Raw genomic sequence first — 12,990 nt, 5'->3', positions numbered from 1 at the left:
AAAAACCGGAATCGGTTGACCCATCGTGACCGCTCAGAGTACAAAACTCACTCCAGCGTGATGGCCGTGTGCAAATCGGTCACGATCCCCGGAATGACCGGTCACGTTCGCCGGAATACGCAGCACCTCAGAACGTTGAGTAAATACCTCGGTGTGGACACCATTTACGAAGTCACCGCTGAATATCAGGAATTTGGCGACGAGCGGCACCGCGAGTCAGTCGCCAACGCCAAAGCTCGAGCCGAGAGCCTTGCTTCAGAGCTGAGCCTTTCAGCCCAGGCTCCATCGTCAGAACGCGAGGTCACAGATGTGGGACGGAATTGATGAAGAGAGTCTAGCAACCTGTGGCGAAAGCGCGATTGATCTGGCTATTAGCAATGTAAAAGCCGGTGGTTTGCCGTTTTCCGCTGTGATCGTCAATCAGAACGGTGATGTTCTTGGTAAAGGCGTCAATCAGGTTGCTGAGCATCTGGATTGCACCGCACATGCGGAAATCCAGGCCATAAGAGCGGCTTCGAGGAATGAAAAGAGCGTTTCCCTAAAAGGGACGACATTGATTGCTTCAGGAGAGCCATGCGCTCTCTGCTATATGGCAATCCGTATGGCCGGTATCAGGAACGTCCGTATCGTTGCGGACAGATATGAGGCGAGAGAGAACGGGTTCGATTACCTTTGGACATACCAGTATTTGAATCCTGCCCTCATCAATGAGCTCGACGTAGTGACATTGGTTAATGATAGAAAGTTGTACCCATTCCAGATGGCCAAGATGGGCGTGCGCGATTGAGGGAAGGGGATGCTAATGGCGGGGCGGCTCAAACCAGGGTCGCTACGCTGGCCTGTCCGAGTCTGTCTGGATAGAAACGGAGCGCCAACGAAGTTGGATCCTGCAGCAGTCACTCGTTATGCGGACTTTCCTTCAACAATCTGGAGGTTGAACGCCTCCGACTCTTCGGGCGGCTCAAAGTAACCCGTCACCATACGGAAGATCTCCTCCGTGTCGAACTTTGCTCGTTCGGGTTGTTCTTTCTGTCGCTGTTTCAGCTGTTTTAAACAAACTTCATCGTCTACCGACAAATAGTACAGCTCATGAGGAATACCGTGTCGCGAGTAGATATCCTTGAACCAGGCTCTCTGCTTACGGGTGTTGCCGGGAAAGTCCAGGACCACAGAGGTACCAGCCAAGAGCACTTGCTCAACGTGTGATTTCAGCACTGGCTTCAGCCGAGATGAGTAACGAATGTAATCATTGAAATCATTGATCTCGCCGGGGAACAGGGCGGCCAGCCATTCATCCTCTGAAATAAGCACGGCTCCCCGCTCGCGAGCGATTTTGCCAGACAAAGTGCTTTTGCCGGATCCCATCTTCCCGCAGAAGAATATCAACGTTCCGTACGAATTCATTGCTTAATCCTTGGGGATAACGCTGAATGAAGCGGCGCGTTTCACGCGTCCGCCTTCCGTGACTTGTTAGATTTTCTACCCGAGGGCTACCGACTTAAAAACGTCATAGAGCACTGTCCCAAAGAGCCCAATAGATAGGGCGCCAAGAAAGGCTCGGTGGCGAAGAACCCTATTTCTAGTATGCCGATACTCAGAAATAGGGAATACCCAACGCGCGTAGTGGAAGAGTGCTCTCAATCCGACTAACGCAATTAAAAAGATATAGACATATAGAGCTGCCCTGACGAAAAGAATTTCCTTTTCACCGTTAGGCAAAAAAGGAGAAACTTTGAAGCACAACCAGAAAGCGAGCGGGTATCCGATAAGCCACAGAAAAAAGTCATAAATGCTGTGCTGATGTAGCCATGGCGCAGGCGAACGGTGGCTAGAAATGTAGCTCTGTACCTCGTGAAACAGTCCGTTTACCCATGTGGTATCTCTGCCCTCGACCTTATAGTGAGATTCATTTGGAGTTCGCTGACTCGGCATTAAATGGAAGTCGAATATGGCGGGGCGTGAAAAATCAAGAAATAGCTCAACAGAGTTCCGAACTCTAAATTTATGTACTACATCAAGTGGGATTGAGCTATTTAAGAAGATTGAACGGACAGATTCGGGAAAGTTTGGTGAATCGAATATTTCAGCAATTGTGCCATGCAGCTCTCTTCCGTCTTCGCCAGTTAGGGTTGGGCGCAGCTTATATCCAAGCCTGATTTCGTTTTTATTATTCTCATACTGATCGTCAGTCTGTTCATTCTGCTTAAAATGAGCAATCTCAAGCTCTGCTGCGGTATCCAAGCGCTCCTGCAAAATCGATAAAAATGCCCGAAGCTCATATTTATCGAGAGAACAAGCAACACGATCTCGGGCTAGGCGAGTATTTATATTTTCATCGTTTGATTGCAACAAAGCTCAAACTCCCTCTAAATCTAACGCTTGAAGCATGCGCGCCCTTGGAATGGAGCCGAAGGCGCAATGGAAGGGCGTCGCTTTGCCTGCACTGGTTAGGGAGGCTAGGCGTCATCCCTCTTTTTTTGCGAGCTCCGATAACGATTTGCTGATGCTAGCCAAGCTCTTATTCATGTTGATAAATACTGTATTATTTTTTCCTTTCAGAGCATCGGATAGGTCCTGAGCTGCACTATTTTTGGTGCCAGCGTGCTGCATGTAATTCACATCCAGCATTGAAGAGTCCGTGCCCCGTTTGCTTGATCGTAATGGAGTTCGAAAGGTGTACTGCGCACTTACAGCAATCCCATCCTGTACTCTATCTTTCAGACCACCATATTGTCCTGCATTGAATCTCAACTCTTTTCCCGGCGCCAAAAAGGGAATTTTGTGATCAATCTGTTTGTTTTCGCTGCTGTCGGGCTTTTCTATGCCCCAGCATAAAATGGGAAGTGGTGCTGAAAAGGATATATCCTTCGCCGTTCCCGTCCCGATATTCCGTATTACGAGATCAATCAGACTGGCTGTGTCAGGGTTTGGCTCATAATAGACAACAACACACGGTTTTGTTTGACGATAGATCGCGTAGTAAGCTGTCGCAACTGCAAGAAATGCCCCAATCGGACTAACGATGTAGAAAGCTATCTGCAAAGACTCAGCCATTCTTTCTCCCTAACGCTTGTAGCATGCGCGCCTATGGAATGCAGACGAAGGCGCAATGTATTGGCCGCCGCCGTGCCTGAATTGGTTAGACATCCTGAAGATCACCCTTCTTGGATTCTTGCTTTACCTTCTCCCATTCATCCTTCAACAATTCCTGACTCTCGACGACCAACTGATTCAGAGCTGTATTTAACTCGTCTTGCTGAAAGGAATTCGTAAGATCAGGGATTTGGGCAATCAAACTCTCGATACGCATATCAACATTGGGCTTTCCATCCTCTTCTTTTGGATTGAGTTGAAGCCTAATCAGATACCGCAGCTTATCGATTTCCTGAAGCAGGCATTTTTCTGATTCTGGGGTGTCATGTAGCTCGCGAGTCCAAGTGTGAGTTAATCCTGCGAAGGAGGAAATATTATTTCGGAGCTTATCAAGCCACTTAACACGCTCACTCGTCACCGTATTGATAAAAGCAGTCTTTTTAGTCTTTTTAGTCGTTTTTAAGTGATTGATTGCGTTCCACACGCCTATAAACGCGGTAGCAACAATCCCTATCGCATAAAACCAGTCCTTTGCATCCAATTCCTTTACCTCAACAATTGCGATAATTTTATTTGCCTAACGCCGCGTTCACCGGCTGTCCGGTGCGACGCTTTGTTATGTCTATTTTCGATACTGTTCATCAATTTCTTCAGCAATTTGTGTGAAGCCTGCATGCTCATTGCGAAGATATGACCAGTATATCCGAGCATCTGGTTCTTCCATTGATTCACTGCTTCCCGCGAAATAGCCTTCTAGTCGCTCGATTGCATGAAAGTATTGGTCAAGATCGAATTTGGCATATTCGCTAAGCTCATTTCGCTCTTCTAGAGCGCTTTGGAATTTTTCATACGTTTCTCTTAGCATCCGAAGGTTAGATCGTCCAAACTCCCGGTCGCCTGGCGAATGAGCCCAAATGCCTTGGCCTATTTTTTCGAAAAAGTAACCCATCGCCGACGGGAATACATCTCGAAGTAGTGAACTCTTAAACCTTTTCTTATGCATTCTATCGGCCTCTGCAAGTTTATCTGCGATTACCGTGTACCCCGAGATCACTTCAGCTAGTTGATTTTTCACCATGGCTGGAATGTCGACATTGACCACATCGAAGTTTCTGTGTTCGGAATGCCGCAGTAGGTCGAAGCCGTGTTTTGACATCGACATTCTGGATATATAGTTATAGAAACGTTCGCCCTTCTGATTCTGCTTGGTAGGGTGCCCTATAGACGCGTTACGTATACCTCTTATTTCCATCAGAGTAGGCGAAGGATTCAACTGAATGTCGAATGCCTCACTCAAGTGACGCAGGGCATCTTGCTGCAAAAAAAGAGACTGAAGCAAACCGTACGTGTAAATGTATTGGAGCCCAGAGTCCTTTGGGAATTCGCTCGCTCCATACGAGCCTATTGCGAACATCGTGTCACCAATAACGTCAAGCGAGCTACATATCTGATTCCAATTCGACGAATCTTGTAGCAAATCGACTTGATAACGATGGGTATTGATGTGATCTCGAATAACCTTCTCAAGGTCACCAACTTGACTTATTAAAGATCCGAGTTCCACTTGGTGACTGACTCCTCTCCTGCTTGTAGCCATAACGTTTGTATACTGGTCGCGCTGATCATATTCCCCGACCAAATATCCTGTCTGACCACTTCCGACTCTAACCAAAAGTGCCTCAGATTCAATGCCCTGAATTCCAAACCTTTCCCGGAGCTTCGATAAAAACGATCACCACGACCGGTTTTCCTGTTACCACGGCCTTTTCGATCAAGCTGATCACTTTTCCTACCCACCAAACAAAAAGGCCCGAAGTTCTCACTCCAGGCCTTCTCGTCACTCACTGCAGTCAATCACCTCAACCGCACTTACTATCGCCACAGGAGAGGCAGGTAGCACACCCATCCATCACGATCACCGCCTTGGTGCTGCACTTGCCACACATGGTGGCGTTCGGCGGGAAGTCGCTGGCCTTTTCATCGTTCGTGGCCGTGCTGTGGCTGGCTTCGAACTCGGCGCGCTTTTCGGCGAGGATACGCTTGGTGGTTTCGCTCATTTCCTCGCTTTCCAGCAGGCCGATGGCCTTCAGGTGCTTCTCGATCACGGCGCCGATTTCAGCGACCAGGGAAGGCATGAACACGCCGCCTTTCTTGAAGTAGCCGCCGTTGGGGTCGTACACGCTGCGCAGCTCTTCCACCAGGAAGGTTACGTCGCCACCCTTGCGGAATACCGCAGAGATTACGCGGGTGAGGGCGATAACCCACTGGAAGTGTTCCATCGACTTGGAGTTGATGAACACTTCGTACGGCTGCCGGCTCTCGTGGTCGGTGCCTTCGTTGAGCAGGATGTCGTTGATGGTGATGTACATCGCGTGCTCAGCCACCGGCGGCTTGATCTTGTAGGTGGTGCCCAGCAGGAAGTCCGGCCGTTCGATGTATTCGTTCATCTGAACGGGCTTGGTTTCTGCGTGCACCGGTGCCTGGTGTTCGGCGGCTGCTTCAGGGTCGGCCTTCTTTACGCGGTAGCCGACGATTTTGTTGCTGATTTTAACTGTCATGTTCGTTGTCCTGTGTCGGTTCCCGGATCAGTACTTGCCGTAGGTGCCTTCTTTAAGCGCGTCAAACAGGTTGGCGGCGTTGTGGATTTCGCCGTCGTACTCTACCTGCTCGTTGCCCTTGAGGGTGACCTTGCTGCCATCGTCCAGGGTGAACTCGTACATTGTGTTCTCGAGGTCTTTTTCCTTAACCAGTACGCCCTGGAAGGCTTCCGGGTTGAAGCGGAAAGTGGTGCAACCCTTCAGGCCCTTATCGTAGGCGTAGAGGTAAATGTCCTTGAAGTCCTGATAGGCGAAGTCTGTCGGAACGTTCGCGGTCTTGGAAATCGAGGAATCTACCCACTTCTGGGCGGCGGCCTGGATGTCCACATGCTGCGACGGTGTTACGTCGTCGGAGGTGGTGAAGTAGGCCGGCAGCTTCTTGTCTTCCTCCTCAGAGAAAGGCATGGCGCCCGGGTTCACCATATGGCGGTATGCCAGCAGCTCGAAGGAGAATACGTCAACTTTCTCTTTGGTCTTCCGGCCTTCGCGGATGATGTTACGCGCGTAGTGGTGCGAGAAGCTCGGCTCGATGCCGTTACTGGCGTTGTTGGCCAGTGACAGGCTGATGGTGCCGGTCGGCGCGATGGACGTGTGGTGGGTAAAGCGACCACCTTTCTCGGCCAGTTCTTCCACCAGCTTCGGCTCTACTTTGGCAATTTCCTGCATGTACTTGCTGTACTTGGCGTGCAGGATGCGGCCTTTCACCTTGTCGCCCAGTTTGTAGCCGTCTTCAGACAGCTGCGGGCACTTGGTGAGCATTTTCGGGGTAATCTCGAACTCGTCGTCCATGATCGGCGCAACGCCTTTTTCCTCGGCCAGGGCGAGGGACTGGCGCCAGCCTTCCACGGCCATCTCACGAACGACTTCTTCGGTGAACTGTACGGATTCTGCAGAACCGTAAGGCATGCGCAGCATGGCAAGGGTGGAACCCAGGCCGAGGATGCCCATACCGTGGCGGCGCTTGTAGGTGATTTCGTGGCGCTGTTCAGCCAGCGGCAGGCCGTTAATCTCAACCACGTTGTCCAGCATCCGGGTGAAGATCGCCACAACCTTGCGGTACCTCTCGTAGTTAAAGCTGGCCTTGTCGGTGAACGGGTAGTCCACGAACATGGTCAGGTTCACGGAGCCCAGCAGGCAGCTGCCATACGGGGGCAGGGGCTGCTCACCGCAGGGGTTGGTGGCACGGATGTCTTCGCAGAACCAGTTGTTGTTCATCTGGTTGACCTTGTCGATCAGGATGAAACCCGGCTCGGCGTAGTCGTAGGTGCTGGTCATGATGGTGTCCCAGATGAACTGGGCTTTCAGGGTGCGGTAGATGCGGCAGGCAACCTTGCCTTCACCGTTCACCACGTAGCCTTTTTGTTCCGGGAAATCACGGTATACAAACTGGCTTTCGTCGCTCAGGTCAAGCTTCTCGTCTTCCACTTCCTTCTGGGTAACGGGGAAGGAGAGGTGCCAGTCGGCGTCGTTGCGCACGGCTTCGATGAAGTCTTCAGTGATCAGCAGCGAGAGGTTGAACTGGCGCAGGCGACCGTCTTCACGCTTGGCCTGGATGAAGTCGATCACGTCCGGATGGTGCACATCGAACGTGGCCATCTGGGCGCCGCGGCGGCCACCGGCAGAGGACACGGTGAAGCACATGCGATCGAAGATATCCATGAAAGACAGCGGGCCGGAGGTGGTTGCGCCGGCGCCGGCTACGTACGCGCCTTTCGGGCGCAGGGTGGAGAATTCATAACCGATACCACAACCTGCCTTGAGGGTAAGGCCGGCTTCGTGGTTTTTTTCCAGGATGTCGTTCATGGAATCCTGAACGGTGCCGGATACGGTGCAGTTGATGGTGGACGTTGCCGGCTTGTGCGCTTCGGCACCGGCGTTGGAGGTAATCCGGCCGGCAGGGATGGCGCCGTTCTGCAGGGCCCAGATGAAGTTCTTCATGTGCTGGGTGCGCACGGATTTGTTTTCTACCTCGGCAAGGGCTTTGGCAACGCGTTCGTAGGTTGCGTTGATGTCCTTGTCCACGGGCTCGCCGGTCTTGGTCTTCAGCTGATATTTGCTGTGCCAGATGTCGATCGAGGCTTCCTGCATCGGAATTGTTGTTACCACTGCCTGTGCCTTAGCGTTCATTTCCACCCTCTGTCTTCCGGTATGTCTTCTTTTGATGGCGCCAGTCCTTGTACCGGCGGCGCCATACCCCTTGAAAATCGTATCTTTGGCCTTGGGCCTGTTTTCTTTTTAACCACTATATATGGGCTGAATCTGAAACGAGTATAACAGGATATAGTGTTCTGTGAATAAGAACGCAACTATTGATAGACGCTTCGGGGCAAAGAAAATCAATCAAAACCGGCTTGAATCCGGGAAATTTTTTCTAAAACAGCGGTTTGGGGCTAAAGGTTCAAAACCACTACATGTTGTGGTTTTGTGAGGAGGTGGTGTCAATAGCGAATTGTGCGATTCCGGAGGAAAAGTGAGAAAAACAAGTGGGCAGGGAGGGGAAACGGGGGCCAGTCTGGCCCCCGTTTTTTTATCAGCCCAGCAACAGGCTGTCGTCGTCCACTTCCAGCCCACGCTGCTTTTCAAACAGCCCGAGCAGGTCCTTCACTTCCAGACCTTCGCGGTCTTTGCCTGCGATATCGAATACCACCTGGCCCTGGTGCAGCATTACCGTGCGGCTGCCGACCTCCAGCGCCTGCTTCATGCTGTGGGTTACCATCAGTGCGGTGAGCTTCTGCTCTTCGATGATCTTGGTGGTGAGTTCCAGCACGAATGCTGCAGTTTTCGGGTCCAGCGCGGCCGTGTGTTCGTCCAGCAGCAGGATGCTCGAAGGTGTGAGGCTCGCCATCAGCAGGCTCACGGCTTGGCGCTGACCCCCTGAGAGCAGGCCCATCTTGTCGCCAAGACGTTTTTCCAGGCCCAGATTCAGGGACGAAAGGCTGTCCCTGAATTTTTCCATGTACTGCTTCTTTACGGCGCTGGTGAGGCCGCGGCGTTGGCCACGTTTGATGGCCAGGGCAAGGTTTTCCTCGATGCTGAGGCCCTCGCAGGTACCGGCCAGTGGGTCCTGGAATACCCGGGCAACACGGCCGGCCCGCTTGTGGGTCGGCAGTTTGGTGACGTCCAGGTTGTCCACGATGATCTGGCCGCTGTCTACCAGCACTTCGCCGGCGAGGGCATTCAGAAAGGTGGATTTGCCGGCGCCGTTGCTGCCTATCACGGTGACGAACTCACCCTGGTTAACGGTCAGGCTCATACCCCGAAGGGCCGGGTTTTCCAGCGGTGTGCCCTTGCCAAAGGTAAGCCGGAGATCGGTTGCACTGATCATGTCGCCTCCTTAGGCCTTGCTACGGGAAAGTTTGCCGGCAATGGATGAACGTACGCCGGGCAAAACGATGGCCAGGGTAACCAGAACCGCGGTAATCAGGTTCAGATCCTGGGCTTGCAGTCCCAGGAAATCCGCATTCAGAGCGAAGGCAATGGCCAGTCGGTAGATGATTGCGCCCACCACGCACGCGATGAGCGCACGTACCACGGTAGAGGGCGTCACCACGGCTTCACCGCCAATCAGGGAGGCAAGGCCAATGACGATCACGCCAACGCCCATGGTGACATCGGCTGCACCCTGGCTCTGGGCAAAGAGCGCACCGGCAAGTCCGACAAGGCCGTTGGAAACGGCAACGCCGAGAACAATCATGGCGCCGGTGGCGATGCCCTGTGCCCGGGCCATTCTGGCGTTGGCGCCAGTGGCTCGCATGGCCAGGCCGGTTTCGGATTTCATGAAACGCCACAGCAGGATAAGGGCAACAAAGACCACAATAACGAACAGAAGCACCGGTACCTGGTGGTAGGCCAGATCCAGGTCGTACCAGGGCGTCAGCACGGTTTCTTCGGTCAGCAGGGCCACGTTCGGGCGGCCCATGATGCGCAGGTTCACTGAATAGAGCGCAATCATGGTCAGGATCGAGGCCAACAGATTCAGAATGTTGAGTTTCACATTCAGCAGTGCTGTTACCGCGCCTGCGGCCATGCCGGCCATGACGGCACAGCCTGTGGCTAACCACGGGTTCCAGCCTTCAATGATCAGTACGGCGGCAACGGCAGCACCGAGAGGAAAGCTGCCATCTACAGTGAGATCCGGGAAATCCAGCACCCGGAAGGAGAGGTAGATGCCGAAGGCGACCAGGCCGTAGATCAGTCCGGTCTCAATGGCACCATAAAGAGCGATGTTACTCAGCATGGTCGGGTATCACCAATGATAAAACGGGCAGCCCCTCGTGAGGGCCGCCCGTTGGGTTCAGGGGGATTACTTGGCGCTGTCGATCACTTTCTTCGCGTCTGCGATTACATCATCTGACAGGGTGATGCCCATGCGCTCTGCGGCGGCCGGGTTCACGAACAGGTCCAGCTTCTCCATGGTTTCAACCGCCATTTCGCCGGGTTTCTCGCCATTCAATACCCGGGCAACCATCACGCCGGTCTGGCGGCCATGGTCGTAGTAATCAAACCCGAGTGCAGCAACGGCACCGCGCTCAACGGTAGCGGTGTCTGCCGCGAATACCGGAATGCTGGCGCGCTCACCAACAGAGATAACGGCTTCGGCAGCACTGATCACGGTATTGTCTGTGGTCAGGTAGATGGCGTCAGCTTTACCCACCAGGGAGCGGGCCGCGCCCAGAACCTCGGAAGTTTTGGTGGCAGCGCCTTTTACCAGTTCAAGACCACGCGCCGCGAGGCGCTCTTCGAGCAGTTCCACCAGGGAAACGGCATTGGCTTCGCCCGGGTTGTACACCGTGCCAATGCGTTTGGCATCGGGCATTACGCGCTGCAGCATGTCCAGGTGTTTGTCGATGGGCAGCATGTCGCTTACGCCGGTAATGTTGGCGCCAGGCGCCTCCAGATTGCTTACCAGCTTGGCGCCAAGCGGGTCGGTCACAGCGGAGAAAATTACCGGTGTATTGCGGGCCGCAGCGGCAACGGTTTGCGCGGAAGGCGTTGCGATCGCCACGATCACGTCGGGACTTTCACCAACGAATTTGCGGGCAATCTGAGAAGCAATGGCAGAGTTGCCCTGGGCACTTTCGTGCATCACTTCGAGGTTGTCGCCCTCTTTGAAGCCGCGCTCGGCGAGTTCATCTTTTATGCCCTGGTAGACGGCGTCCAGTGCCGGGTGTTCCACAATCTGTGTGATGGCTACAACGCGGGGTTCCTGTGCCTGAACAAGTGTTGCCAGCGCCAGCAGGGTGGCACCGAACAGGGTGCGCAGGGTTGTCTTGGCCATATGCCCATCTCCGGGTAGGTTAACTGATATGTTGCGAATCTGAAGGGGCGGAAGTTTACCACAGGCAAGGGGTTTAAGGGGTAGGGGATGTTGCCGGTGGCGGCGTTTTGGTTGCAATAGATGCAGTTGGAAATTATTTTGCTTGTGTCACGTTTTGACCGCTCATACTATGTTGAAATACCCTACGAAAGTCTAATAATAAATCATCCATAACTCGAATAACGAACTGCAAGGAAGGTCCATGGACACAACAAACAAGCTTCCCCTGGATATGGTCTATCACTGGGAGAATGCCAAGCCGAACTCCGTTTATATGACCCAGCCCATCGGGGACGGAAAAACGGTGGAGTATACCTGGGGCCGGGCGGTGGATGAGGCGAGGTGCATGGCGTCTTACCTGAAGTCCCTGAATCTCCCCGAAAAGAGTCGCATCGGCCTTATTTCCAAAAACTGCGCCCACTGGATCATGACCGACTGGGCCATCTGGATGGCCGGCCATATTTCCGTTCCGCTTTATCCCACCCTGAATGCCGACACCGTTAATTACATCCTGAACCACGCCGAGTGCGAGGTGGTGTTTGTCGGCAAGCTGGACGACTGGGACATGATGAAACCGGGCGTGCCGGAATCCGTGCGTTGCATCTCCTTCCCGCTGAGCCCGCCCAATGATTTCGAAACCTGGGACGATATTGTCGCCAAGTATCCGCCTCTGGAAGAAAACGTTCAGCGTGATGCCGACGAACTGGCCACCATCGTTTACACCTCCGGTAGCACCGGGAAACCCAAGGGCGTCATGCTCAGCTTTTACAATATGGCCTATGCGGCAGAGGGGGGCATGGAGGTACTCGGCGTGAGCTCCGAGGAGCGCATGTTGTCGTACCTGCCGCTGGCTCACGTATTCGAACGCACCTTTGTTGAGCTGGCATCGCTGTATGCCGGCTTCCATCTGTATTTTGCGGAATCTCTGGATACTTTCGTGCAGGATTTGCAGCGTGCCCAGCCAACTCTGTTCCTCTCGGTACCGCGCCTGTGGGTGAAATTCCAGCACGGTGTGCTTCAGAAGCTGCCGAAAAAGAAGCTGGACCGGCTGCTGAAGATTCCGGTGGTCAACAAACTGATCAAGAAGAAAATCCTGAAGGGTCTGGGCCTGGACAAGGTCAAGCTGGCAGGCAGTGGCTCGGCCCCCCTGGCGAGCGACGTTCTGGACTGGTACCGCAACCTTGGTCTCGAGTTGCTTGAGGGCTATGGCATGTCTGAAAACTTTGCCTACTCCCACATGAGCAAGCCAGGGCGCTCAAGAACCGGTTACGTCGGTGAGTCCGCGCCGGGGGTTGAAACCCGCATCAGCCCGGAGGGAGAGATCCAGATCAAGAGCCCGGCCACCATGATGGGCTACTACAAGGACGAAGAGAAAACCCGGGAGACCTTCACCGAGGATGGCTTCCTGAAGACTGGCGACAAGGGTGAAATTGATGAGATGGGCCGGCTCAAGATCACCGGTCGCATCAAGGAAATCTTCAAGACCAGCAAGGGCAAGTATATTGCGCCTGCACCCATTGAGAACCGTCTGATGTCCCACGATGCCATCGAGATGGTGTGTGTCTCCGGTGCCAATCAGACCCAGCCCCACGCGCTGGTGATGCTGGCCGAGGAGTCCCGGCCGAAAATGGCGGATGAAGCCTTCCGTAAGGAAATCGAAGAGAGCTTCAAGAAGCTGATTGCCGATGTGAACAAGACCGTGGATCCCCACGAACAGCTGGCGTTTATCACCGTAATGAGCGACGAGTGGTCGATCGAGAACAGCTTCCTCACGCCGACCATGAAGCTCAAGCGCAATGTGGTTGAGGATGCGTATCAGGAGCAAGTGGAGAACTGGTATGCACAGCGTCAGCCGGTTATCTGGCAGTAAAACGCCCGATTCAAAATGAAGATGTTATGGCCCGGCTCTGCCGGGCTTTTTTGTGCCGGAAAAAACCGACGTAAGTCGCATAGGGAAAAGGAGTAAGCGGGCCTAAACTGGAT

12 protein-coding genes and 1 pseudogene are annotated in these 12,990 nt (G+C 53.5%); 3 read left to right on the top strand and 10 right to left on the bottom strand.

Annotation, left to right across the window (positions count from 1 at the left end):
• Together MDHKLMBL_RS21185 and MDHKLMBL_RS14355 are read left to right on the top strand one after the other, a co-directional pair.
• Positions 1 to 324 (top strand): annotated as a pseudogene (locus MDHKLMBL_RS21185) (hypothetical protein); the annotation flags it as partial.
• A complete protein-coding gene (locus MDHKLMBL_RS14355; RefSeq protein ID WP_104271077.1) occupies positions 308 to 787 on the top strand; it encodes a nucleoside deaminase in 480 nt (159 codons plus the stop codon). The pseudogene MDHKLMBL_RS21185 and the gene MDHKLMBL_RS14355, both read left to right, overlap by 17 nt.
• 116 nt (positions 788 to 903) lie before the next feature.
• Here the strand turns inward: MDHKLMBL_RS14355 and MDHKLMBL_RS14350 are convergent, their stop codons facing one another.
• The 10 genes from MDHKLMBL_RS14350 to MDHKLMBL_RS14305 all read right to left on the bottom strand — a co-directional run bounded on the left by MDHKLMBL_RS14350 (position 904) and on the right by MDHKLMBL_RS14305 (position 10,968).
• Positions 904 to 1,404, bottom strand: a complete 501-nt coding sequence (locus tag MDHKLMBL_RS14350) for a P-loop nucleotide/nucleoside kinase family protein (protein WP_104271076.1) — start codon at positions 1,402 to 1,404, stop codon at positions 904 to 906.
• Between the two features lie 75 nt (positions 1,405 to 1,479).
• Positions 1,480 to 2,352: a hypothetical protein gene (locus tag MDHKLMBL_RS14345; protein ID WP_146083416.1), complete on the bottom strand. Its 873-nt coding sequence runs from the start codon at positions 2,350 to 2,352 to the stop codon at positions 1,480 to 1,482.
• 111 nt (positions 2,353 to 2,463) lie between these two features.
• Entirely contained in the window at positions 2,464 to 3,054 is a 591-nt protein-coding gene (locus MDHKLMBL_RS14340; protein ID WP_104271074.1) for a DUF8453 domain-containing protein, read from the bottom strand.
• A gap of 85 nt (positions 3,055 to 3,139) precedes the next feature.
• On the bottom strand, positions 3,140 to 3,634 hold the full coding sequence (locus MDHKLMBL_RS14335) for a hypothetical protein (RefSeq protein ID WP_104271073.1): 495 nt from the start codon (positions 3,632 to 3,634) through the stop codon (positions 3,140 to 3,142).
• 81 nt (positions 3,635 to 3,715) lie between these two features.
• Positions 3,716 to 4,657 carry a hypothetical protein gene (locus MDHKLMBL_RS14330; protein WP_241956241.1) on the bottom strand — a complete coding sequence of 314 codons (942 nt, stop codon included), beginning with the start codon at positions 4,655 to 4,657 and terminating at the stop codon, positions 3,716 to 3,718.
• A 295-nt stretch (positions 4,658 to 4,952) separates the two neighbouring features.
• Positions 4,953 to 5,651, bottom strand: a complete 699-nt coding sequence (locus MDHKLMBL_RS14325; RefSeq protein WP_014576864.1) for a TSCPD domain-containing protein — start codon at positions 5,649 to 5,651, stop codon at positions 4,953 to 4,955.
• 27 nt (positions 5,652 to 5,678) lie between these two features.
• Positions 5,679 to 7,817 (bottom strand): adenosylcobalamin-dependent ribonucleoside-diphosphate reductase, encoded by a 2,139-nt coding sequence (locus MDHKLMBL_RS14320; protein ID WP_104271082.1) that lies wholly within the window; start codon positions 7,815 to 7,817, stop codon positions 5,679 to 5,681.
• A 403-nt stretch (positions 7,818 to 8,220) separates the two neighbouring features.
• A complete protein-coding gene (locus tag MDHKLMBL_RS14315; RefSeq protein WP_053114995.1) occupies positions 8,221 to 9,015 on the bottom strand; it encodes an ABC transporter ATP-binding protein in 795 nt (264 codons plus the stop codon).
• Positions 9,016 to 9,024: 9 nt separating this feature from the next.
• A complete protein-coding gene (locus MDHKLMBL_RS14310) occupies positions 9,025 to 9,927 on the bottom strand; it encodes an ABC transporter permease (protein ID WP_008174269.1) in 903 nt (300 codons plus the stop codon).
• Between the two features lie 66 nt (positions 9,928 to 9,993).
• On the bottom strand, positions 9,994 to 10,968 hold the full coding sequence (locus tag MDHKLMBL_RS14305) for an ABC transporter substrate-binding protein (protein WP_008174270.1): 975 nt from the start codon (positions 10,966 to 10,968) through the stop codon (positions 9,994 to 9,996).
• Between the two features lie 241 nt (positions 10,969 to 11,209).
• On the opposite strand from MDHKLMBL_RS14305, the gene MDHKLMBL_RS14300 reads away from it, so the two are divergent.
• Positions 11,210 to 12,877 carry an AMP-binding protein gene (locus MDHKLMBL_RS14300; RefSeq protein WP_104271072.1) on the top strand — a complete coding sequence of 556 codons (1,668 nt, stop codon included), beginning with the start codon at positions 11,210 to 11,212 and terminating at the stop codon, positions 12,875 to 12,877.
• The last annotated feature ends 113 nt before the right edge of the window (positions 12,878 to 12,990 follow it).

It is taken from the genome of Marinobacter flavimaris (genome assembly GCF_002933295.1).
In the GTDB taxonomy this organism is placed as follows: Bacteria; Pseudomonadota; Gammaproteobacteria; order Pseudomonadales; family Oleiphilaceae; genus Marinobacter; species Marinobacter flavimaris.
This window is presented reverse-complemented; position numbering and strand designations above follow the sequence as displayed.